Here is a 24,970-nt window from a genome sequence, read left to right as displayed (position 1 = left end):
AATAATACCTAGCCGGACATGACAGATACATGATAAATACAAAGCATCGATAACAAAATGATAACTATGTTAAGTGTGGGGGCAAGGTCACTGCATGCAAAAGAACAAACCGTTACGGTTACTCCCATCACAAAAAAACAGCGGCCCCCCTTACCTGGGAGAACCGCTGCTCGCTGAATGCTATAGACTTGCTGAGACTAGTCTACTAATTCACTACTCTACTGATTGAGACTGATTATCCGGTACACTACCACGGCAGCCTGCTCCTTGGTCATCTGAGCCTTGGGCAGGAAGTTGCCGTTCTGCGCGCCTTGGATGACTCCGGCAGCCCGCAGCTTCTCAATAGCGCCTGAAGCTTCCGCGCTCAGCTGGTTCAGATCCTTGAAGCTGTGAATAACAGCGGAATCGCCCTTCAGCTTGATCTGCTCCAGCTGGATGAGCCGGTTCAGCATGACCGCCATTTCCTGACGGCTGAGTGCATCGCTCGGACTGTAGAGCTCGTCTGCTCTACCTTTTACAATGCCTAAGGCTCCAGCAATGTTAATAGCCTCGGCATATGGGGAATCCTTACTGACATCCTTGAAGCCTGAGGCGGCTGCTCCAGCTTGAAGATCAAAAGCATCAACCAGCAGCTGGGCAAATTCCGCCCGGTTCATCAATACCCCCGACTCATAGGAAGCCTCTGCTCCCAGAGGAAGGATTCCCCTTGCAGCCAGAGCTTCAACACTCTCGGCAGCCCATTTGCTGCCCTTGTGATCCGTTAGCTTCACCATGGCAACCCCATATTGTCCAAGCTCCTTGGTCTTGAAGGAGACATAGCCTGTAGCCGGGTCATAATGACGATCCTTCACAACTACAAGCTTACCATTCTCCAGCACCTGATAGACCGCAAGCTGGTGTGCCCGCTCGCCTGACTTAAGTTCATAAGGCAGCAGCAGGGTAAGCGCAGCAGCGTCCACCGCTGTGTTCTTGGTTCCATGGATAGCAAGCGAGAAGTCCAGTACAGCTGCTCCGTTCAAGCGGGTCTTCACCGCTGCCGGCCATCCGTCCTGCTTCGCCCGCCTCACTTGAAGCTGAAGCACATCTCCGGGCTGTACATCCTGCAATTTCAGCAGCTGCGTATTCAGGCTCAGAACCGCCCCGAAGCCGCTCTCTATTCGAATCTCCTGAATCTTCGGCTGTGCCGCCAAGCTCTGGAGCGGAAGCTTAAGCCGCAACTCTTCGGCACCAGAAGCAGGCTTGACGGCAATCTTCAGGATGCCGCTGTCCAGCGACTGAAGCACCGCCTGGCGGACCGCCTCCGGTGAGAGATCCACATTCAGGATGCCGGCCTGATCCGGGGAAGCTTGAACGGTAAGTTTGCCATCCGTGAAGTTCACTGCTGCCGGAGCAGATGCCTTCACAGGTGGTAACGAGCCTGACGATAGATACGAAGAAGTCCCATCTGTAGGGGTTGGCGGTGCCGCCTCAGGTGCCACAAAGGTCAAAATCCCGAAATTGGAGGTATCCCGCCACGTATCCTCTCCCCTGTCATTCCATTTACTTGTACTGCGGGTGCCGTCGCCCCGGTCATCATTGATCTGGAGGTCAAGCCCGATGGAGCTTCTTGCCGCCCCCTTGATCGTGCCGAAATGTATCTTGGCTTCCACACGGTACCCGGTGTCCGTATGGACCACCGCGCTGGTCAATCTGCTGTCCGAGGCCCCTCCGCCAAAGGACGCCACATTATTAATGTTAATCCGGTATTGGCCGTCATCCCCTTCATAATACGGGGTTCTGCTGAAATTCTCATCGATGAAGATCTCCACGGAGTCCTGGTCCCATGGATTCGCGGCATCCGCCTTCAGCACGGCATCCTTCACATCTACGATCAGGTAGAGGCTGTCCTCCATCCACATTGATCTGGCTTCTGCGGTGGTGCTGTATGGAGCGGAAGTCAATTTGACTTCAAATGGCTTCGCCTTCTCCCACTGCGCATCCATCTGTCCGTCGATCTTCACCTGACCCTTCGGCGCTTCCGCCGAATTAGGCATTGCAGAGAGCCGGAGAACCCCATAATGGCTGGTATCCGTATCCTGGGAGCTGCTTCTGTCATTCCAGTAGGCAGGAACAGAGCCCGGAGCACCGGCATCGCTGACACGGACATCGAGACCCAGTTCCACGCCTGCGGCACCCTTGACCGTTACGAGCGGAATTCTCGCTTCAATGATATAACCGCCCTCACGTTCTGTGCTGGTGAAGCTGATCCCTGCTGTCCCGGAGCCCGAACGCAACAAGCTGATCTTGCGGTCATCCGGCTGATAAGCCGTAGTCTTCCCATTGTTCTCATCCAGGAAAAGCTCAACCTTGTCTTCCCCGTTCACACTTACATCGGTAACGTCTGCCTTCACATACAGGTTATCTGTATCCCAGAGCGTATGAACCTTGGCATTTACGGTGCTGCCCTGTTCCAGCGGAATCCCTGCTGTTTTGCTCCACAGGGCTTTCCCGGCTGCGCCTGCCTGAGGCGTACCCTCAAGCGCAACAGCTACATTGTGAATGGCCGGCAGCTTGGAAGGATCCGCCGCCCCCCAGAAAGCAGGCTTCGCCTTCAGCTGCTCATCGAACAACATGGCATGGTTGTTGTAGCTTTTCTCATCCTGCACGCCCCAGATAGAGACCGAGGAGATCGTGTCCTTATACTTCTTGTAGAGCTCGAACAGATCATTATAGCGTTTGCCCTGCCGCGCAGCGATATCTGCAGGCAGCGGAGCAGAAGGGCTAATGCCCGAATCAACATCCAGCTCGGTGATCTGAATGTCCAGCCCAAGCTGGGAGAACTGCTGGATCGTCTTTTCAATCTCCGGTATGGATGGGGAGAACAGCCCGTGATGAGATTGGAGGCCCACGCCGTCAATCAGATTTTTCGCCTTGAGCGTCTTCAGCAGCTTGTAGATATGCTCACGCTTTTCCGGTACCTCTGTGTAATAATCATTGTAATAGAGCTTCGCTTCCGGGTCCGCCGCACGGGCGAATTCAAATGCCTTCTCGATATAGTCCGGACCAATCAGGTTATACCAGGGGGACAGTCTCATCCCTTCCGGGCCGCCGCCATTGTCGGCAATCGCTTCGTTCACTACATCCCAGGCATAGATTTTGCCCTTATAGCGGTGCATAACCGTCTCGATATAGCTCTGTAGGCGTGTAAGCAGCAGCTCTCTGCTGGCCGGCTGGCCGTCAGGGCCCGTGAACATCCATTCGGCAGCATCCACATGCCACAGCAGTGCGTGTCCGCGAAGTCCCATACCGTTCGCCTGGGCAAAATCCACATATTTATCCGCCCCGTCGAACACATAAGTGCCCTCGGAAGGAGCAAGGAATTTGGGCTTCATTTCATAGGTGGCTGTGATGCTGTTGAAATGCTTCTTCAGCAGCTCCCCGTAGACCCCTTCCATTTGCCAAGAGTACGCAGCAGCACCAATGGCGAAATCGTTCGCATAGATGTCTTTTAGCGCAGGGATATCCTGTTCAATGCTCATCTCAGGTGCAGGCTCAATCACCACATCATCTACATAAAAAGATAACGTATCCACAGTCTCCTCTGTAATATAAGGAGTCTCCACGAACAGGTTCACCTCGGACGGCTGGTCGCTGTACTGGAAATTCCCCTTCAGCAGATGCCATTGATCCCACTGATCGGCCTTAATGTTAACCTTCTCAATCGCATTCCAGCTCTCGGAGCCGGCCTTCTTATACACCGTCATTTGCAGACTTTTGTCGGCCTCCGGCTTCTCCTTCAGGCGGACATACAGCGAGAACTGGTAGCTTTTGCCCGGCCGCAGATGCTCCTTCACACTCAGGCTTGGCCCATGGAAGCTGCGCTCTCTTCCTTCGACCAGCATACTGTGAGTTCCGGTATTAGCCGTATCCTGACTCACCGACAACGATTCCGGCCCAATCCGGTTCTTCCAGCCCTGAAGCGTTCCGTCTTCAAAATCCGTACGCAGCCCTTCCTCTCCCTCCGGGACTTCAGCCGCTGCGGCGGTAATCTTGATATCATCCACGTAGAATGCGGTTCCTGCTGCGGCTTCTGCATAAATCTCCGTGAAGCCAACCTTATCGCCTGTAATAAAAGTACCTTCCAGATACGTCCAATCCCCGGACTCCTTCGCTCCGCTAAGTTCCGCTACAAGCGTCCAGTCCTCTTTTTCGCCGATTTTGGTATGTACCGTGAATTTGACCGGCGCCGGAGATTTCACCCACGCTTCCAACGCGTAGGCTGTGTTCGGAGTCATGTGGTCCGTCAGAACCTGATTAGGCCCTTCCCAATCCTTGGTCCGTCCATCTACGTACAGACTGTAGGAGCCTCCATGATAGACCTCCTTCGTTACTGTAAGCTGTTCGTCGCCTTTCTTGGTCCAGCCCTGTGCGGTGCCATCCTCAAAGTCCGAAGCAAGAACAACTGCCGTGCCTCCCTCTGCCGCAGCATAGACCGGTGTCCGCATCGGCAGCACCGAAGCTGCCAGGACGACCAGCGCCAGCGTGAGGCTCATCATTCGTTTACGCTTGAGCATCTGTACCCTCCTAAGAATCATCATTATAAAGCGCTTACAGGTTGAATTATAGCTGTTTGGAAATCGTTTACAAATAACAATTTGATAGGATTGATAACAAAATGATAAGCAGGGCAGGGGAATTGCAGACCACTAGCGGAACCTGTAACTATGCTACTCCCGCCACAGGTGCACCCAGAGCCACAGCAGCATTCACACCAGACCCCCGCCCGTTTTTCCCCAGCACATTGTGTGTAATCAGTTTTTCGATTACATTTGGACCGCGCAGCACCACCCGGCGCAATGTAGTCGGTTTTTCGATTACATTTGGCCCGGACACCACCATCCCGGCGCAATGTAATCGGTTTTTCGATTACATTTGGACCGCACGTCACCTTCCGGCACAATGTAATCGGTTTTTCGATTACATTTGGACCGGACACCACTACCCGTCGCGATGTAATCGGTTTTTCGATTACATTCGCCCCGCGCACTACCCAAACAACGTAAAAACAGCACACTCCACAATCTGAAGCGTGCTGCAATTTGCATAACTATTATTCACTCCGCCTTATCTGCTAAGCATACCGTACACTAACGCGTTCCCCCGTCTGCATCTCAATACTCACCAGACCGTCCGAATCCGGCTCTACCCGTTGCCGTTCTTCTCCGCGCGTAATCTCCAGAGGGCGTTCTGCCAGCATCGAACAGATGCCCCCAAGATGAGCGGTCACCTCCGCTTGCCCGAGAACGCCAGCGCTCCAGGTCAGGTTCACTTCATAGCCGCCGCGTGCCCGCAGCCCCTTCACTCTTCCTTCGCTCCAGCTTGAAGGCAGGGCGGGCAGAAGCTCCAGATATCCCTGATGGGATTGCAGCAGCATCTCGGCAATTCCGGCCGTAGCCGCGAAGTTTCCGTCAATCTGGAACGGCGGATGGGCGTCGAACAGGTTCGGATACACACCGCCGCGTTCATTGTTAACGGCCTCCGGCTGAACCAGCGTCAGCAGGTTGGAGATTAGCTGCTTGGCGCGGTCACCCTGTCTGAATCTGGCCCATAGTCCGATTTTCCAGCCCAGGCTCCAGCCGGTTCCGCCATCCCCGCGAATCTCAAGCGAGGTTCTGGCGGCTTCATACAGCTCGGGGACCAGCTTCTCCGTTACCGATCTGCCGGGGTAGACCCCGACCAGATGGGAGACATGGCGGTGATGCACATCCTCATCCTCCATATCCGCCGACCACTCCTGAAGCCGCCCTCCGGCACCAATCTGCAACGGCAGCAGCCGCGCGCGGGCGGCCTCCAGCTCAGCCGCAAATTCCCCGTCCAGCTCAAGCAATCCGGCAGCAAGGCTACAGTTCGTGAACAGCTCCGCGATCAGCGACAGATCCATGGTCGCTGCTTCGCTGACGGCATACTTCTTGCCGCCGTCTACGATTTTGTGCTCAGGAGAAGTGGATGGTGAGGTAATCAGGTACCCGTCCGGGTTCTCGACCAGCCAATCCAGGCAGAACAAGGCCGCTTCCTTCATTACCGGATATGCGGTCTCCCGCAGATAGGACAGATCGCCGCTGAAGGCATAATGCTCCCACAGATGCTGGGTGAGCCATACCCCGCCCATCGCCCAGGATGCCCAGACCGGATCTCCGTCGCCGTAGCCGCCAACGGGAGCCGATTGCGCCCAGAGATCGGCGTTATGATGGGCTACCCAGCCGCGTGCGCCATAGTTAATCCGGGCCGTCTCACTGCCGTTGACCGCCAGCCTCCGGGTATAGTCAATCAGCGGCTGGTGCAGCTCGGACAGATTGCAGACCTCTGCCGGCCAATAATTCATCTCCGCATTGATGTTCAGCGTGTAATTGCTGCTCCACGGCGCCCGGGTATCCTGATTCCAGATGCCCTGGAGGTTCGCCGGCTGTGTGCCGGGACGGGAGCTGGCAATTAGCAGATAACGGCCATAATGGAACAGAAGCTCCACCAGACCAGGATCGTTACTGCCGTAGGCGGCAATTCTCTGATCCGTCGGCATGCCCTCAGGAGCTAGGCTCTCTCCCAGATGCAGCTCTACCCGGTCAAACAGCTCCCGGTGATCGGCAACATGACGGTCCCGCAGCCCGGCATAAGGCTCATCGATGATGCGCTGTACCGCTTCTGCAGTCTGCTGCCGCACATCATAATCCGCCTTCACTGTGCCCGATTCCGCATCGAACGAGGTTGCCGCACTGAAGTATAGAACCGCTTCCGTTGCGCCGGTAACTTGGATACCGTCAGCAGTAGCTTCCAGACGGCCTCCAGTCTGGACCGCAGCCAGACGGCCGTGGAACTCCAGACTCCGGGGGGACTCTCCACCGTAACGGACCGGCTGATCGACTTCATAATAATTCGGTGCCACATATTCAGGAGCATGTCCGGTAATCGTGTAGTGCTCCCCGTCTGCTTCCGAACGGTGGCGGAGCGGACTGTCCAGCTTCGCCCGGAAGCTGAGCCGGTTCTCCTCGCTGGCCGTTAAGCGGACAATGATCGCCTGGTCCGGGTGAGAGGAGAAGACCTCCCGGGTATACCGGACACCGCCGATCACATAGGAGACGGTACCAACACCCGTGGACAAGTCCAGCTTCCGGCTATACTCCCCGTCTATGGTCTGCCCGTGCTCCATCGTAAGCAGCAGATCCCCCAGCGGCAGGTAGGACTGGGCGTAGGGGCCCATCATTTTTTTGCAGAGCTCATCTGCTTCTTCATTCCTGCCTTCCGCAATCAGCGCCCTTACCTCAGGGAGAACCTCGCGGGCCTCCGGATTATTCCAGTCTGTCTTGTACCCGGACCACAGCGTGTCCTCGTTCAGAGCCAGACGCTCCTTCTCAATGCCGCCAAAAATCATAGCCCCCAGCCGTCCGTTCCCGACTGGAAGCGCCTCCACCCAAAAAGTGGCAGGGGTATTAAATGAAATATTCATTGCGCAGCTTACCTCCATACACCGTAATTTCTAATCTGGCTGAACCCTTAATTCCTGATAAGTCCTGATAACCCTTTCATTATATAGGCATCTGTCAGGAAAGACGAATCCGCAGGCTATATTCCAGAGGAGTGATGAGTGTTACGATGACTTTCTGGCAGCCTTCGGGATAGCTCATCCCCCGGATATCGGCCAGGTGATGCTCATGACAGCCCTGCTCAAGCTCCATCCAGTCCTCCCCTGTGCTATAGCGGAGTGTTCCGGCGGTCCAGAAGGAAGCCTCGCTCATCCCCGGTACCGGCGTCAGCGCGGAGCCTTCAAGTCTGCCCTCGCTGCCGAAGAGCAGGACGATCTGGGTCAGCACATCTGCCGGAGACGCCGCTGAGAAATGCAAATCCCAGCCTGCTTCCCACTCGCTTACCTTCACGCAGACACTGCTCGTCTGGTTATGGGTAAGCGGCCGCTCGCCATGAGGCAGCAGATACCACGGGCTGGTAGGCAGGCCGGTCCGGGATGGCAGCTTGTCCGCAGGAATCGTGCCGTAATACCCCTTTCCGGCTACAGACTCCAGAAGATAGCCGTCCGAAATCTCCGTCAGTGTATCCATCGTAATCAGTCCCGGCTCGAAGCTAGAAGCCAGCTGAACCCCCAGCAGCCTTGCCCGCCCATGCCGCAGCGAGAACAGCGAGGAAGCCTCGGTCATCACGCTTACACTGGTATTCCCGCTGCGCACCCGGGCTACCGGAGCGCCGAATTCCGTATGCTGCTTGCTGTGGCGGACAGGCCCGCCGTAGCCGCCCTGCCCGATCAGGCCGATCAGCTCCTGACGACTCCACGTGCCATTGATTACCTTACGGTAGCTGTCCGGCAGTTCTCCCGGCGTGACTGAACCCGCCTGCATCTGCGGATAGAGCAGGAATCCCAGCATAATCTGATTAGGCAGCGAACCCGGATGCATAACCGAGCGGCCTGCCAGCTCCGCGAGAGCCGCGAATTCCGGGTCGCGGTCATGCTCTGCCATCAGCTGATAGCACAGATAATAGTCAGCCAGCGAGTAGACGCTGCCGAAATCCTGCCGCCCCGAGTAATCGGTGACCACCTCACCGTCCGGGTGAACCAGATATTTCATCATCCGCAGATTCTGGCGGACCGGCTCCAGCAGCTCAGGACGGTTCAGATCCCGCGCGGCGTAATAGAGCATAATGTCACTGACCGTATTATAGATTCCGTTACTCCGCTCCGTCCATTCGCCGTCCGGCGTAATGTCCATCCCTTCCTGAAGCCATTCTCCGGCTCTTGCCTGCAGCTCCTCCAGGGCAAAAATCCGGTATAAAGACCCCAGCGCGGCAGTCAGCACCCAGCGGTGATTCGGGGTATGCACCCCCCCGGTCAGCATTGCCGGAATCGTACGCTCCAGGAAGACTCTAATCTGATCCGCCACCGGCTTCAGCGGCGGCCAGCTTTCCCGCTCGAGCAGCGTGAGGATATTGGCTAATCCGACCACCACGAACGCCGTATCCGGCGGGGAATGATAATTCGTCCAGCCCGGCGAGATCGTGCCATCCTCATGCTGGAACCGCAGCATGAACGCCATCCCCTCCTGCAGCTGCCCCAGCAGCGCGGGATCCCGGTAATACCGGGACTGCGGATTCACCAGTGCTGCCGCCCATGCCGCCAGATACTGGGCCGTGCCGGTATGATTCGGCCAGGCTACGCCGCTCAGCGGATCACGCACACCCCCGGAGTACCGGCTCTCCCGGTCAGTTATTTGCTGCTCCATGGATTCCTCTGTCCATTTGTCATTAATGTCCGTTATCTTCTTGAACATCTGTCTGCTCACCCTTTCACCGCCCCGGTCATCACACCCGAGACGAAGTATCTTTGGAGCCATGGATAGACGAGCAGAATAGGCACTGTGGCGAACATTACAGTAGCCGCCTTCAGACTCTCCGGCACAACCGTGCTGACCGCATTCCCCTCCATTCTCATCAGATCGGATACCTGGCTGTTCTGGATCATATGATAGAGCTTCAACTGGAGCGGATACAGCTCCGGCTTCGTGATATACATCAGCGTGTCCTGGAATCCGTTCCATCTGCCGACTGCATAGAACAGGCTTAAGGTAGCAAGCACGGGCGTGGATAACGGCAGAATGATACGGATCAGCGTCCCGAATTGGCTGCTGCCGTCAATCTCAGCAGATTCCTTGAGCGCGTCAGGAATACCCGCCAGAAAAGAAATCAGGATAATCATATAGAAGGGGCTGATCAGCCCGGGCAGCACCAGCGCCCAGATCGTATTCAGCAAATGCAGCTCCCGTGTCAGAATATATTCTGGAATAATACCGCCGCTGAAGAACATGGTGACGACAATGAGGAACATGAAGATTTTACGGCCCTTCAGATCCTTCTTCGACAGGGCATAGCCCGCCGCAACCGTCATCATCATGCACAGCGCTGTGAACAGCACCGTCAGGAATATGGTGAAGACCAGTGAGCGGATCATAGCGGCATCACTGAACACTTTTTTATACGCCTCAATATTGAAGTCCATAGGGAACAGAGTGACTCTGCCCGAAGCAATCGGGACCGTTCCGCTGAAGGATACCGCGAGAATATGCACGAATGGAATCAGACATGCCAGCACCGATAAGGTTAAGCAGATCACAATCCATGTATCAAACGCCTTGTTAGCTGCTCTTTCATTCATAATGTACACTCCCGATCCAAAGGTTGATTATAGGATGCTCTCGTCTGTAAGCTTCTTGGAGATATAGTTCGCCGCCAGCAGGAACAGAAGTCCGACCACCGCCTGGAACAATCCAACCACCGTAGCCAGCGTATACTGCCCCGATTCCAGACCGATCCGGTAGACAAAGGTACTCAGCACATCCGAGTATTCCATAACCGCAAGGTTACCGATCACAAACGGCCGCTCGAAGCCAATCGAGATCATGTTGCCCAGATTAATGATCAGCAGCGTAACAATCGTCGGCTTGATCCCCGGAATCGTAATATGCAGAATGCGCTTGATTCTTCCGGCCCCATCGACCTCCGCCGCTTCGAACAGCTCTTTATTGATGCCCGCGAGTGCAGCCAGATAGAGAATCGTCCCCCAGCCAGCGCTCTGCCAGACACCGGTCAGCAGGTACGTGATCAGCCAATAATTTTTGTCCGAGAGAAAAGGAATGGCATCCAGTCCCAGGCTCGTTAACAGGTTGTTAATCATCCCCGACTGCTGGCCGAAGAGCTGGTACACAATCCCGCCGATGATTACCCAGGAAATAAAATGCGGAATATACAGAATCGTCTGCGACAGCTTCTTGAACCAGACCACCTTCAGCTCAAATAGCATAATGGCAATAATCAAGGGGGCGGGAAAAGAAACGATCAGATCCAGAAAGTTCAGCATCAACGTGTTGCGTAAGGTTATATAAAAGTCCTGATTCGCAAATACCTCGCGGAATCCGTCAAGACCAATCCATTCACTGCCACCAATGCCTTTGAAGAAGTTGAAGTCCTTGAACGCAATCTGCACACCATACATTGGACCGTATTTGAAAATAATAAAGAACAGCATGGGTAAGACCAGCAATGCGTACATCTGCCAATTTCTGCGGAAATAACGGGTGTATCCCACAACGATTCCTCCTCCACTGTGCCCCTAAGGCTGTAAGGGGAAGCAGCCAAGACCGGCAGCCCTGCCGCTCCCCCTCCCTCACGGACCTCGAATTCAATTATTTCTGCTCGCTGTAGGCAGCCTTGCGTTCATCCAGAATGGCCTGTCCGCCGCTCGACATGTAGTCCTTCAGCATACTCTCATAGGTAACTTCAAATTCGCTAGGGGAGACCATTGTAGATTTCACCATCAGCTGCTTGATTTTATCGCTAAGTGTCGTGCCGTATTTGCTTTCTGCCTCAATCGGACGGCTGGTGAACACCGGCTCAATCGGGTTAGTGGTGGAAATATTCAGTGATTTCGCAATGATATCCTGATACTGGGTGCGGAAGCTCTTCACGAAGGCTTCATTATTCTTCTCCTGGCTCTCAAAAATCCGTCCGTTCGCAATAATCCCGATATCCCCGCCGCCAGACAGCTTGTTCGAGGATTCGACAGACAGATCCGGAATGGAGACCGGCACGCCGTCTTCCAGCTTGTAATGCTCGCCTTCAATCCCGTTCTGGATATATTGCAGATGACCATCTGCAGACATCCAGTCCAGATACTTAATTGCTTCCACCGCATGCTTGCTGGACTTGGGAATCATGATATACATCCCGTTCGGAGCAGATACCGGCTTGGCCGTCTTCCCCTCGCTGTTCGTGAACGGATCAATGGCGCTCAGCACAGCCTTCGGGTTATTCTTCGTCAGAACGTCATAAGTACCGTCAGGGTAGAAGATCGCATCGTTATCATCGCTGAATGCGCCCACAAGCCCGTTCCCGATATTCTGTGTAAGGGTCTCTTTATTCTCATCCAGGGCAAAATCCTTGCTGATCAGCCCTTCGTTATACAGCTTGTTCATATAATGAATGGCATCCTTGAATCCGGGCAGCAGAATCGGGTAATCCCGGGAGCTCAGGTTCTGTGTAAGCTCGAAGCGCTCCTGCTCGCTGACCGGCTTAATGAAGGACCAGACCAGCGAATCATACTGTGCCGCAGCAATCGTCATGCCCAGCGGAATCACCTTGCCGCCGGTTTCACCCGGATCTTTGGTCTTGAAGGCGGTCAGTGTATTATATAGCTCCTCTGAGGTAGCCGGAACGGGAAGCCCCAGCTTATCCAGCCAATCCTGACGGATGAAGGAAGCATATTTACCTATCGTAGAGCGTTTGGCGGGAATGCTATACTGGACGCCATCGTATTGACCGTAGCGTAGAGTATCCTCGCCAAGGAACTTGGTCAGGTTCTGTCCGTGTTCTTGCAGCAGCGGAGTCAGATCCGTCAGCCCGCCCTGCTCGGCATATTTGTTGAAGGTCCCGGAGTCATAGGTGAAGACGATATCAGGAACATCGGTTCCGCTGGCCATCAGGACATTAAGCTTGGTCACTTCTTCCGAGCGGGGGATAGGCACGAATTCCACATTAATATTGTTAGCCTTGCCGAAATTCTCTTTCACATAATTGGTGAGGAAATTATCGGATGCCGTAACACCGGCCGGCGCATTGCCACGGTCAAAAATTTCGATCTTCAAGCTGCCGGCTGGTGCTGCACCGTTGCCGCTTGCTCCACTGGAATCTTTAGACGAGCATGCAGACAATACCATGGATGACATAAGAACCGCTGAGAGACCGAAAGCCAACTTTCTTTTACCGTTATCATTTGTCATATTTCCTGTCACCTATCCCTTTCGATTTCTGATTTCAATCAGCCTGTTGTCTCTGTATGATGCTTACGGCTTGACCATGTGATGAATTATTACATCGTTTGCGGAATTCGACAATATACATGTTTCCTATTGAATTTTCATGAAAAAACCAATGAAGTTGCAGCTTTTTTCATTCTGAATATACAATTATCGCAGGAATGCTTCACGAAAATTGTATCCATAAACCTAAATACCTAACTCATATATAACTAATTATGTTATGTATTTACTAGCCATTGCACCAAACCTCCCACAATAATCAAAAAAAGCGCAAACCCGGAATCTGCTGAAGCCGGATTTACGCAGTGCTTATTCATCTTTATGGAGCTTCAATTTGCGGTAATCCCCCGGGGTCATGCCCGTAATACGCTTGAAGACCCGTCCGAAGGTAATGGAATTAGCATATCCAATCTGCAGGGCAATATCCTGTATGCTCTCTGAAGTCGTCTCCAGCAGTTCCTTGGCCTTCATCAGCCGCAGCTCCGCGAGAAAGTCTACGAACTTCATATTGAATTCTTCCTTGAACAGGTAGCTAGCGTATTTCGCAGAGATCTGGAACCGTTCGCTCAGATGATTCAAGGACAGATCAGGATTAGCATAATGCTCTTCTATATAATGCTTAACCTCGGTAATCATCACCCGGTGGCTCTTCAGCTCATTGACAGACACATAGACATGGTAGGTTTCATTCAGCCAGCCGGTCAGCAGCTCCCGGATCTCTTCAAGATCGGTGCTGCCCCGGATGCGTTCCCGCAGACCACTGCTCCATGCTGCCGCGAGCTGACGGTCCAGCGTCTCCGCTATGCCCTTAAGCTCCTGCTCCAGCGCCTGGAGCAGCACTTCCAGCAGCATATAGATCTCTTCGTCCTTCAGGCGGTCCTTGCGGAAGGAATCGAAGATTTCGTCCAGCCGGATTCGCCAGTTCTCGCCCGACAGGCGGAATTCACGGACCAGCTGGGTGAAGCTGCCGAAGTATTTATAGCTCTGTAGCCCGGAATCGACCGGCTGATCCATTTGAACTGCCGCAATATCTGTTCCCAGGGCCAGCCTGTGACTGAGTACCTCAGCTGCTGCCGCGTAAGAATCCCGGATCTCCCGCCAGTCCCGGACGACCGTGCCCACTCCGAAGGTCAGGGATACCCGCAGATTATCCATAATCCAGCGGTGGCAGTCTCTTGCCAGCTCCAGCATCGTATCGCTGTCATCCTTCACCGGCCGGAACCGGAGGCCAATGATAATCCCAAGCCGCTCCCCGCTGATCCACTCGGCCCAGGCCTGAAGCTGCTTATCTGCCATCAGGTCCCCCAGTACATTGGTTAAGGCGAATTTCAGCAGGTTCTGATCCTGAGCAGGCAGCGCGTGCCAGTCCTTCTCCCGGTTCAGCTCAGCTGCGAATACAACGAAGGCCTCGAACTCCCTGGTGCCCTCGAAGGGGTCCAGCACATCCAGCCGTTCTGCCGCATCCTCCAGCCGTTGCCCGCTGAGGAAATCCTGGAACAGCTCCCGGCGCTGAATGACCAGATTCTCATAGCGTTCCCGCTCATAGTCGGTAGTGATCTGCACCAGCCGGTCCAGCGCGTTATGCATCAGGGCCAGCTCGTCGGAAGCTACGGCAGGCGCGGCATTCTGGGCCGCAGGCTGGAGTCCTTGAATCCGCACCATCAGTTGATGGATGGGCCGGTAATTCCGCCGGGTGATGTAGATGATGTACACTACGCCCAGCGCAATCGTCAGCAACCCGAGAATGAACCAGACGTAGGAGATCACCGAGATCCAGTCGAATAAGCGCCCGGCCCGGAGGCCGCTCTCGAAGGTCCAGCCCAGATTCTTCGCCTCGACCTTCGAGAGCGTTCTGTTCTTCCCGCCGTCTGCGGCAGGAGCGGAATCATAGATCGCCGTCCCTGAGACATCCTTGATCCGCAGGAAGGACAGTTCTCCACTCGTCAAGCTGTCCACCAGACGTTCTATGCGGTACACACTCACATTAATAACAATATAGCCATCGGAGCCCCAAGGAATCGGCAGCCTGCTGGCCAGGCTGATCACCGGCCGTAAATCCTGAGAGTTCCTGGGTTGAACCATCCGTACAGCGCTCCACCCCTGCTGCTGCTTATTCGCGGAGAGCTGCTGCAAATATTCCGCCTCCAGCCCCTGGCCCTGTCTCGGATTCACGTATCCGCTCTGGCCCAGCATCAGCTTGTCCTTGTTACGGTAGACATAGATCGAATCAATCAGGCTGAAGCGTTCAGATAGCCGGTTCATGCTCTGCACAATTTCATACGAGCTGCCAGCCGGTGAGTCTGTGCCGGAGGGCGCATCCAGGAAGTCATTATAAGAATAATTTTTTCCGATCTCCTGCAGCACCCCCAGCTCTACATCATTCAAGGTCCGCTCCACCGTATCCGCCACATAGCTGGTAGATATGTAATTGGCCTTCTCCGTCTCGCTGCGGGACAGCTCCGTAATGACCATGAAGGCCAGGAAGATTAGAACAGTGACGACAAGCAGGAAGACAGGGAAGTATGAGAATAGCATCCGACTATACCAACTGCGCTTCATAGAGCTTCCCCCTTCTTCTTATTCAGACTGCTGCTTCTGATGTGAAATGGAGCTTACCTTGTACAGCAGCAATGCGCCGAGCGCGGCGCTGACCGTACAGGAGAAATACATCAGTCCCGGGCCTCCGCTATCCAGCAGATACCCGTTCAGCAGATTCCCGGCAATGCCTCCAAGACCCACAAACACCATATTGAACAGGCTTTGTCCTGTGGCTTGCAGCTCTTTGCCCGTAATGGAGGCCACATATTCCACAGCCGCAATGTAAAAGAAACCAAAAGACATGCCGTGCAGCGTCTGGACACCTATCATAACACCGGGAACAGGAATGAGCCATTGGATCGCCCAGCGGAGCATGTAGACAACAGAGGCCAGCATGAGTGTTTTCTCATAGCCGTACTTCTTCAGAACGCTTGCGGCCACGAGCATTGCCGGAACACTGGTAATGGAAGCAATCATCAGGGCGATGCCTGACCACGCGAAGCTCCCGCCCGCCATCTGGAAGGTCAGGACAAAGAAGGAGTTGAAGGCCGTAAGCGTCTGGTTCACCAGAAAACAACCGGCGAGAAACAGCAGAAAGACCCGGTTACCCAGCAGCTGCCTGATTCCGCTGGTGAAGGTTACATGCTGCGTCCGCCGCTCCACATTCACCGGGATGGTCATCACGAGCATAAGAGCAAGCAGGTTGAAGAGCAGGAAGGGAATCCACAGCTCGGTGACCCCCAGCCAGTTCAGATACAATCCGCCGAAGTACCCTCCCAGCGCCGTGCCGATACTGCCGAACAGCCGGATGGTCCCGAACGAGGTGCCTGCGGCTGAAGCTGCATTCACTGCATAAGCGTCGGCAACCGGCGTCTGGGTGCTCTGAAAAATCGTATACAAGCTGTATACCAGCACAATGACGACAAGCCATTTTACATTGTAGAGATAGACTATGGTGCCGGGAACAATCAGGGTAAGCATCAGCACCAGTCTTGTTCGTTGATAGCGGTCCACCAGAATTCCCCATAACGGCTGAAACAGAATCGCCAGCAAGGTGCCGAAGGCCATCATAATTCCAATTCTCTGGCTCGTCATGCCCTGATGAACCAGAAGGGAGGTGACATACGGGTTGAAGCTGCCCCCGGCCAGACCTGTGAACAGATACAGCCCGCGCATCTTCAGCAGGACCTCACTCTCTTTGCTGCCTACAGAGAATCTCATTATACTTGTTCCGCGTCTCATATTCATACCCTCAGTTCTGCCCGGTTCCTGCGTTCAGCCTGCTTCGGGCCGCCGCCGCAGCACCTATCGCTCCCGCCTGATTGCCAAGCACCGCCTGCCGGATCAATAAAGATTGCTCAGGAGTATACCTGCTGACCCGCGCTGCAACCTCCTGCACATAGCCCGGGTTCTTCTCCACGACACCGCCGCCCAGAATGACCAGCTCCAGATCCAGCGTAATCGCAATATTCTTGACCGCCGCCGCCATCTGTTCATACGCATGATCCAGCAGCGCAAGTGCTGTCTCATCCTGCCGCTGCGCCGCTGCAAATACATGCTCCGCCCGGACCGCATCGCCCTGCGCCAGCTCCCGGATCAATGAACTGCTGTTATTCCCGTGCAGCCTGGCCGCCGCCTTCGCCCCGATTCCCGTGCCGGATACCTCCATCTCAAACGGGCCGAACTCACTGTACTCCGGATCGGCAGCAGCATGAACCGCTCCCGGCTCAACGATGAGATAGCCGATCTCACCCGCCGCGAAGCTGGCACCCCGGTAGAGCTGGCCGTTCAGGAACAAAGCGCTGCCCACCCCAGTCCCGACCGTGATCATAATGAAATGCTCAGACCCCGCAGCAGAGCCCGCTGCATACTCGCCCATAGCCGCCATATTCACATCGTTATCCAGCACCACCAGTCCGGGATAGTAAGCCGCAATGACCGGACGGATATCCATAGTTGCAGGCCAATTGAGCGCCGGTGCGCTGGTCAGGGTGCCGGTGCGCTCATTCATGACTCCCGGGAACCCGATGCCCACTCCCTGCAAGGAGGAGAGCGAACTGCCGTTACGCTGGCAGAGCTGCTCCAGTTCAGCGAATAACCAGCGGAAGAATACCTCCGGCTCCCGGCTCAGCTGCGTCTCCACCTTGTACTGTTCAAGCACCGTTCCTTCTTCATCTGTGAGGCATAGCAGTGTCTTGGTGCCGCCCACATCAATTCCGGCAGTTAACATATTCATCTAGGATTCCCCCGTCATTCTATAAAATATATGCTTACGCTCCTATGCCCGCATCTCACGAAAAGCCAATTGGACCGCGGTCTGGACCGCTCCAAGCACCACATCCTTGTCCCCGTGGCTGGAGGCAGCCAACCGGGGCTTCCGGTGCAGCCCGCCCAGCCTGGCTTCCAGCCTTTCCAGCAGGATCTCTCCATGGCTGCCCAGTTCGCCTCCAAACACCACAGTCGCTGGAGCCATCACTGTACAAATGCTGCCCACCGCCTCTGCCAGCAGATTGCAGTAGGCCTCGATAATAGTCAGTGCAAGGGGCTCGCCTCTGCGCGCTGCATCCCATATCTGCGCTGCCGTTCCTCCAGGTGTGGACAGCAAATGCGCTGCATCAGCTGCACCTGTGTATTCTTTTGCCATCCGATGGGCCAGTTGCCTTAATCCGTCTGTAGACAGTACGTCCTCCAGCCTGCCTGCGCTCAGCATCAGATTGGCTAGTTCGCCCGCCCCGCCGCCAAGCCCCCGGTAAATCTCCCCATGGATAATGAGGCCGCCCCCGGTTCCTGCACCGATGGAGAAGTATAGGAGAGAGCCGCTTGCCTCCATCCCCGAAGAGGCATACTCCGCCAGAGATGCGAGGTTGACATCATTCTCTGTCACAATGGGCACGGGGAACAGCCGGGCCAGATTAGCCCTTGCGAGCACCCCTTCACACCCGCGCAGCGGGGCAACCAGGTCAGACACGCTGCCATCTGCCGGGTCCACCACGCCTGGAATCCCGAAAGCCGCGGCCCGCAGCTTCTCCCGGGAGATCCCGGAATCCGCAAGCAGTCCCTCTATGCTCTGAACCAGGAAGTCTTGACACACCGCCTCTGTCATCCTGCCCTCCGGCATAGACAGCTGCTTGTAATAGCAGATCTCTCCGCTCATATCTGCGAGTGCTATCCGCAGGCCGCTTCCCCCCACCTCAGCCCCCAGGGTATAAAAGCATTTCGGGTTGAATTCCACCAGAGTCGCTTTGCGGCCCTGGGTATTCTCCGCTCTGCCGGTCTCTCTGACCAGTCCGCGTTCTATAAGATGAGCAATAGCCGAGGATACCGTAGGCTTGCTTAAGCCGGTATACCGGCTAAGATCCGCTCTGGATTGCGGCCCGCCGCCGATAATCCGGTCCAGAATCAGAAATTCATTCAGATTGCGCATGACCTTGGGGGTCCCGGCCGTTTGAATTTTCACGATTCATACTCCGTTCTATATATAGTTAATTAAGTTTACTAACTTAATGTATAGTCTAATATACAGTCTTTCGGACGATTTATCCAGCCCCTAATAAAACAGTAGTCCACAGATCAGCTCTGCGGATTCTTGGAATATTCGATTTTGCGATGAGCTTGGGGGGAGGAACTGATGTGTACGAGCCTCATGGCACGGACTTAGAATCCGCTATTTTGCCGAAATTGTTACTTATTCGCTTGTTCGCGGACAGAGATTCCGCTATCCGCCCTAGAAGTCACCCAAACGGCCTATTTGTGCAGCAATAGCGGATTGTCAGTCCGCCAAAAGTCACTATGGCGCTGTAAATCCACAATAGCGGAATCTCAGTCCGCAGCCACTTTGAAAACTTGGCCATAGCAGTTTAGCTGATGCCCTTGACCACACACTTTCTATTACCTATGCACACTTGACCATCCGCAGCATTCGCTCGGCCCTTTTCCCGGTCAGGTCAGGTCCGCCCCTCCCTCCCCAGCAGCAAGAACCCACAGATCAGCTCTGCGGATTCTTGGAATATTCGATTTTGCGACGAGCTTGGGGGAACTGATGTGTACGAGCCTGATGGCACGGACTTAGAATCCGCTATTTTGCCGAAATTGTTACTTATTCGCTTGTTCGCGGACAGAGATTCCGCTATCCGCCCTAGAAGTCACCCAAACAGCCTGTTTGAGCAGCAATAGCGGATTGTCAGTCCGCCAAAAGTCACTATGGCGCTGTAAATCCACAATAGCGGAATCTCAGTCCGCCCCCCACCACTAACCGCAAAAGTCCGCAGATCCTCCTGCGGACCGGGAATGCGTGCCAGGCTAATTCAGCATTTTCTCCATATGCAGCACTTTGTGGAAGCCGGCCTGCGAGGAGAACAAGCGGGTATTCTGTACCTTGAAGGTCTTGAACCCCACCCGCTCATACAGCTTCTTCGCCAGCGGATTAGAATCCACGACTTCCAGCAGCACCTTACTGCGGTCCGCCTTCCGGGACCATGCGAAGACGGCCTCCAGCAGCCGGGTTCCGATGCCAAGTCCTCTCGCTTCCGCAGACACTACAAGCGGATCGATATGCACTGCATTTGTGGGGGTATTACCATGGAGCAGGCGGAAGATGCCATACGCTGCATAACGCCAAGCGCCGCCGAGCAGCCCGAAGGTCTGTCTGAGCGAATGGTAACTCAGCGTCATGAAGAAGCCATCTCCTGTCTCCAGACCGGCAAAGCCTACGACCCTTCCCTCATATACCGCGTACAGGGCCTTGTCATAACGCAGACAGCGGCTCAGGACCTCCACAATATCCTGCTCTTTACGGGAGAAGATCCATATTCCACTGAATTTCAAGGTAAAAGCCTGATAGTATAGCCTGGCGACCTCACGTTTCTGTTCTTCATCCAAACGGTCCACGATCTCTACTTGCAGTGTTGACATACAGATTCCTCCTTATTGTTCCACTACAGATTCTATTCATCTTGATGAACGAGTCCTCATCACGGTTGCCTGCCGTCCCCATGCCCTGTTCTGCCGAAGCCTTGGAGGACTGTATGAACCAGCAGCTTCGGAGCATCATTCTTCGCAAGATTCCCCTTCTGGATCTCCTGCCAGGCGACGAACAACAGATTATACATGACCGTTATGATCCAGTGGGCGGGCATTCCGGCATTCAACAGACCACGTGCCTGCCAGCCCTCCACCGCTTCCCGCAGTGGCTGCTTGATCCGTGCTTCCTCGGCTACAATATGCGGATTCTCGTCCACGGAGGCAGCGAAGCTGAGAAAAGACACCTTGCCGCCCAATGGAATCAGCACCTCGAACACTTCCGTAAGGAATGGAAGCATATCGTGCTCCTCTGCGGTAACGCCCCCGAGCGCTTCATCCACCAGCCCGATCGCATTCAACGCCAGCGCATCCAGCAGCAGCTCCCTGGTGGAGAAATAGCGGTGCAGCGTCGCAATGCCGATCCCTGCGTGATCCGCGATCTCCTGCAGCGTAGCGGTCGGCTTGAACGCCAGCAGCTCCGTCGACGCGTCCAGAATAGCCTTCCGTTTGTTATCTTTAACACTGGTTTTCATGAATATGGCCTGCCTCTGCTGTAGAATGAGTGAGATTTCAGTTAACATAATGATACTTTAATTATTATAATGATATGTTTATATATCATTTAAATTTATTTTATACCGGGAGGTGGGTGGTGTCAAATTGTTTAAGGAACATCAAAAACCCCCTCAAGAAAGCTGAACGCTTCTGTAAGGGGGTTGCTTTTTCCTCCACGGGGGAGGTTTGTTATCTATGGATTATCTTCTTTCATTCACACCGAGCTGTTCCTTCAATGCATCCTGTAAAATCCGCGAGTAATTCACATTATTTGTCGCGGCGAGGTCATCCAGCCATTTGGGAATAGTTAGTGTTTTTTTCACGGAACGCTCTGATATGGAACTTCGGTAGGGTGGCATGAACACTTCGATTAGAGCAGCAATTTTCCCTGTTCCTGCTGTGAGTGTATTGAGTGCATCAATACCAGAGGGAGCAGGAATCAAGTCTCCGTCTTCCTCCATCCCAAATAGGTGCAGCGCGAGACAATCTTTGGCCATATAGAACGCTTCGTCTATATTCTGACCGCAGGTAATTGCACCAGGAAGATCAGGGAATTCTACAGTAATTCCATCTTCGTCTTGTTCAAAGGTCGCAAAATAGCGGTAAAATTTCACTTTATCCTTCATTTGTATAGTCTCCTTTCGATGGAACTATTGAAGTCCTGCCTGCTTGAGGATACTTATGATGGTTTTCTTCGGCAGATCTTTGTTGGGATGTGGAATGGTAACCTTGCCCGACTTGACTGGATGTTTGTATTGATAGTGGTCGCCAGAATAATACGTATTCTAGCACGTGTTAATAGTTGAGTATATATACTATAAAAAACCCCTTAAAAAGCTCTATTAAGCTTCTTAAGAGGTTGGATTGTCATCACTCAGATTATCTTACCCCGCACTCCATCCGCAGCACATGGAACGACTTCGGCTCCAGTGTATAAACCATCCGGCTTGCGGTCTCAATCGGCACACGCTTAGGCGCGATGTTGCGCGGTGCCTCAATCGAGTTCACTTCTGTCTCCTCGCCCTGCATCACATAGGCTTCGCCGCTTCCGGTCAAGGACAGCGCAGTCTCCAGCTCCACCTCAACCTTGCGGTCCAGTGTGTTCACCAGCTTCACGTAAAGGACTTGCTGCTCCTCATCATAAGAGACAGTGTAAGGAATCTCCTCCTGATCATGTACGGTCTGCAGCACCTTTGTTCCCATCAACGTACTGTACATTTGCTGCACATAATAGCTTGGTGTGCCGTAGCTGCTCTCCCCGTCGAACCAGATCATATCCGGCGACCACTGGGCGTAGCCAAGTCTGGCGAACAACGGAGCATAAGAGGCCAGCACGACGATATCGGCATTGCGCTCAAGGCCCGTCAGGAATGCGGCTTCTGCCAGCGCGGCCCCCCAACTGTTGAAGTGCGGCATATTCATCCCGTTGCCATAATGGCCTGCGTACTCCCCGGCGAATACCTTGATATCCCGTGGATACTCATCATAGAAATGCACGTTCTCGCACAGCCATTCCGGCTTCACATAATAATGCTCGTCGATAGCGTAGACGAAGTTCGGATTACCCGCAGCCCGCTTACGGTAATATTCCCACGCCCGGGTGTAGTTGTCTGAGCTGACATCCGGCCCGGCAGAGCCGATTAGCTGCACAGACGGGTACTTGGCATGAATTGCCTCCTCGAACAGGTCGTATCTGGTGAAAAAGTCCGCGTGCTCCGTCTCCCACTGCTCATTGCCGATCCCGATCATCTCCAGACCAAATGGTTCCGGGTGACCCATCTCACTCCGCAGGCGCCCCCACGGTGAATCCACCGGTCCGTTGGCGAATTCCAGCAGGTCCAGCGCATCCTGAATATACTCCTGGAAATCTTCATCGTGTACACCCACATGCTCTGTAGACTGGAACTGGCAGGCCAGCCCCACATTCAGCACCGGAATCGGCCGCGCCCCCAGGTATTCACACAGCAGAAAATACTCATAGAACCCAATCCCCAGGCTCTGATTATAGTGGCTGTACTCACTCGTGTACTGATTCTCTTCATTATTCCCGTGCAGCGCCCAGCGGCTGCTGTTGTTCTTGCGCTGCTCAGCCGGACCTACACTGCGCTTCCATTGGTAGCGGTTCTCCAGGTTATAGCCCTCAACAATGCATCCTCCCGGGAACCGCAAGAAGCCTGGCTTCATCTCCTCCAGAAGTTCAACCAGATCCCGGCGGAACAGACCCAACACGGCATCGGAGGGAATCATGGAGATGAAGTCGAAGCAGACCGTGCCCGGCGCATCCAGCCGGATGACGAAATCTCCATACGACACAGTTTCATTACTGCTAAGCTGCGCTGTATAGCGTGTCCACTCTTCCCCTACTGCTGCCGCGATGACAGCCTGCGCTATAACCGCGCTATTTTTCTCAACGGAAACCTCAATTCCCCCTGCATACCCCTCCGCTCTGGCATAGAAGGATACCTCATACGTAAGCCCCGGCTTCAGGGACACACCATCATAGGCCTTATTGGTAAAAGCGTTCTGCGTCTCCCCGGCGGTAAACGCCAGGTAATGGGGATTGACCTCATTCTGCGGATGCTCCGTCTGAATCTGAAGCTTAGCCCCGCTGGCCTCAGCCGGATATGCTGTCCAGCCATAGAGCCCGTCGTAGCTCTCGCTGTAGCTCCCCCTGTCGCCCGTCGCCTTCATGAACTCGAAGGAACGGTTCTCAATCATCTCGGCATGCAGTCCGCCATCCAGCCCATAGTTGATATCTTCGAAGAACAGCCCGATCATCCCTTTTGAGATCGATACTCCGGGTTTATCTGTAATTTGTATTTTCATTTATTTCCCCTCCGCCACTTTTCCTTGTCTGTATATTTTCCAGTTCTCTATTTACCAGCTCATAAATAAGTAATTATCTCAGACGTAATGCTGCTGTCGTAGCGGTCAGAGATGCCGAAGTCCATCTTTTTATACGTCCAGGCGGCCCGGCCAATCTTGTATTGTTCGAACACGCCATGCACATCCTTGTACCAGTTCACCACGCTCTGCGATGGGGCTTGCTCAATGACTCCATATTCGCCGCAGTACAGATATACGTTTCGCTCTGCTGCAACATCGATTGCATTCTGGATCAGTCTGGTCATGTATGCCGGACCCATCTCGTGGATACCTTCTGCATGAAGCCCGGAGCCGAAAGCGCCAATAGCCGCCGAAGTGCTGCGGTAGTTCTCCAGGTCACCCGGATAGTCCATGTCGCTCTTAGGCATCTGCTCCACCCATGCCGCACGCTGGTGTGTGAACAGGAACGGCTCATAGAAGTGGAAGGTATACACGATATTCTCATCATACGGATGATCCAGCAGCCTGAGGGTATGCACGCTGTTCCACTGGATGCCGCCGATAACGATTTTGGTCTCCGGGGCGTGCTTGCGGATCTCGGCAATCGTCCAGTGAGCCAATGCATTCCAGCGGCTGCTGTCCTGCTCCACAATCTCATTCAATAATTCAAAAGCCACAGTATCCTTATAGCCGGCATACCGGCTGGCAATCGCCTTCCACAGATTCAGGAACCGCTCCTGGAGCGCCGCATCATCGAACAGGGAATTCTCGGCCACGCTGTTGAAGGAGAACCCGGGCGTTTTATGCAGATCAATAATGAGATTCAGCCTATGGGCAGCACACCAGCGGATACAGTTGTCGATATGCTTGAACCCGGCGTAAGTCTCAGCATTCCCCGTATCCTCTATCACTTCATAATCCACCGGCAGCCGGACATGGTCCAGACCCCAGGAGGCAATCGTCTCGATATCCTTCTCCGTAATGAAGCTATCATAATGGGCATGCTGATAAGGACACTGGGACAGCCAGCCTCCTAGATTCACACCTCTGGTATAACCCGTCCATTCTTTCATCACGATCAACCTCTCCGGCCTCAGCCTTCATTGTAAGCTCTTACTGCTACCTGCCTTAAGCATAGATAAACCCTGGCCGCAGAACAATTACACATCGCGCGTAAGTACTAA

16 protein-coding genes and 1 pseudogene are annotated in these 24,970 nt (G+C 54.2%); all 17 read right to left on the bottom strand.

Going from position 1 to position 24,970, the window contains the following annotated elements; translation table 11 throughout:
• Positions 1 to 218: 218 nt before the first annotated feature.
• The 17 genes and pseudogenes from NSS64_RS05525 to NSS64_RS05445 all read right to left on the bottom strand — a co-directional run bounded on the left by NSS64_RS05525 (position 219) and on the right by NSS64_RS05445 (position 24,859).
• Positions 219 to 4,553, bottom strand: a complete 4,335-nt coding sequence (locus NSS64_RS05525; protein ID WP_341139462.1) for an endo-1,4-beta-xylanase — start codon at positions 4,551 to 4,553, stop codon at positions 219 to 221.
• Between the two features lie 148 nt (positions 4,554 to 4,701).
• Positions 4,702 to 4,872 carry a hypothetical protein gene (locus tag NSS64_RS05520; RefSeq protein WP_341139461.1) on the bottom strand — a complete coding sequence of 57 codons (171 nt, stop codon included), beginning with the start codon at positions 4,870 to 4,872 and terminating at the stop codon, positions 4,702 to 4,704.
• 238 nt (positions 4,873 to 5,110) lie between these two features.
• Positions 5,111 to 7,480, bottom strand: coding sequence for a glycoside hydrolase family 95 protein (locus NSS64_RS05515; protein WP_341139460.1), 2,370 nt, complete (start codon positions 7,478 to 7,480; stop codon positions 5,111 to 5,113).
• 94 nt (positions 7,481 to 7,574) lie between these two features.
• Positions 7,575 to 9,308 carry a hypothetical protein gene (locus NSS64_RS05510; RefSeq protein WP_341139459.1) on the bottom strand — a complete coding sequence of 578 codons (1,734 nt, stop codon included), beginning with the start codon at positions 9,306 to 9,308 and terminating at the stop codon, positions 7,575 to 7,577.
• Positions 9,309 to 9,316: 8 nt separating this feature from the next.
• A complete protein-coding gene (locus NSS64_RS05505; RefSeq protein WP_340939018.1) occupies positions 9,317 to 10,189 on the bottom strand; it encodes a carbohydrate ABC transporter permease in 873 nt (290 codons plus the stop codon).
• 27 nt (positions 10,190 to 10,216) lie between these two features.
• Positions 10,217 to 11,083, bottom strand: coding sequence for an ABC transporter permease (locus tag NSS64_RS05500; RefSeq protein WP_209877623.1), 867 nt, complete (start codon positions 11,081 to 11,083; stop codon positions 10,217 to 10,219).
• A gap of 133 nt (positions 11,084 to 11,216) precedes the next feature.
• Positions 11,217 to 12,809 carry an extracellular solute-binding protein gene (locus NSS64_RS05495; protein ID WP_341139458.1) on the bottom strand — a complete coding sequence of 531 codons (1,593 nt, stop codon included), beginning with the start codon at positions 12,807 to 12,809 and terminating at the stop codon, positions 11,217 to 11,219.
• A 348-nt stretch (positions 12,810 to 13,157) separates the two neighbouring features.
• Positions 13,158 to 15,407 carry an AraC family transcriptional regulator gene (locus tag NSS64_RS05490; RefSeq protein ID WP_341139457.1) on the bottom strand — a complete coding sequence of 750 codons (2,250 nt, stop codon included), beginning with the start codon at positions 15,405 to 15,407 and terminating at the stop codon, positions 13,158 to 13,160.
• An 18-nt stretch (positions 15,408 to 15,425) separates the two neighbouring features.
• Positions 15,426 to 16,607, bottom strand: coding sequence for an MFS transporter (locus NSS64_RS05485; RefSeq protein WP_341139456.1), 1,182 nt, complete (start codon positions 16,605 to 16,607; stop codon positions 15,426 to 15,428).
• A gap of 31 nt (positions 16,608 to 16,638) precedes the next feature.
• Positions 16,639 to 17,622, bottom strand: a complete 984-nt coding sequence (locus tag NSS64_RS05480) for an ROK family protein (protein WP_341139455.1) — start codon at positions 17,620 to 17,622, stop codon at positions 16,639 to 16,641.
• Positions 17,623 to 17,664: 42 nt separating this feature from the next.
• A complete protein-coding gene (locus NSS64_RS05475; protein WP_341139454.1) occupies positions 17,665 to 18,843 on the bottom strand; it encodes an ROK family transcriptional regulator in 1,179 nt (392 codons plus the stop codon).
• An 842-nt stretch (positions 18,844 to 19,685) separates the two neighbouring features.
• Complete coding sequence (locus NSS64_RS05470; RefSeq protein WP_341139453.1) at positions 19,686 to 20,297, bottom strand: GNAT family N-acetyltransferase; 612 nt, start codon at positions 20,295 to 20,297, stop codon at positions 19,686 to 19,688.
• Between the two features lie 59 nt (positions 20,298 to 20,356).
• Positions 20,357 to 20,938, bottom strand: a complete 582-nt coding sequence (locus tag NSS64_RS05465; RefSeq protein ID WP_341139452.1) for a TetR/AcrR family transcriptional regulator — start codon at positions 20,936 to 20,938, stop codon at positions 20,357 to 20,359.
• Positions 20,939 to 21,160: 222 nt separating this feature from the next.
• Positions 21,161 to 21,586, bottom strand: a complete 426-nt coding sequence (locus tag NSS64_RS05460) for a type II toxin-antitoxin system HicB family antitoxin (RefSeq protein WP_076076163.1) — start codon at positions 21,584 to 21,586, stop codon at positions 21,161 to 21,163.
• A 24-nt stretch (positions 21,587 to 21,610) separates the two neighbouring features.
• A pseudogene (locus tag NSS64_RS05455) lies at positions 21,611 to 21,721 on the bottom strand (type II toxin-antitoxin system HicA family toxin); the annotation flags it as partial.
• A gap of 118 nt (positions 21,722 to 21,839) precedes the next feature.
• Positions 21,840 to 23,786, bottom strand: a complete 1,947-nt coding sequence (locus NSS64_RS05450) for an alpha-L-arabinofuranosidase C-terminal domain-containing protein (RefSeq protein ID WP_341139451.1) — start codon at positions 23,784 to 23,786, stop codon at positions 21,840 to 21,842.
• A 59-nt stretch (positions 23,787 to 23,845) separates the two neighbouring features.
• On the bottom strand, positions 23,846 to 24,859 hold the full coding sequence (locus tag NSS64_RS05445) for a glycoside hydrolase family 5 protein (protein WP_341142765.1): 1,014 nt from the start codon (positions 24,857 to 24,859) through the stop codon (positions 23,846 to 23,848).
• Positions 24,860 to 24,970: the final 111 nt, after the last annotated feature.

It is taken from the genome of Paenibacillus sp. FSL H8-0122 (genome assembly GCF_038005345.1).
GTDB lineage: Bacteria > Bacillota > Bacilli > Paenibacillales > Paenibacillaceae > Paenibacillus_AQ.
This window is presented reverse-complemented; position numbering and strand designations above follow the sequence as displayed.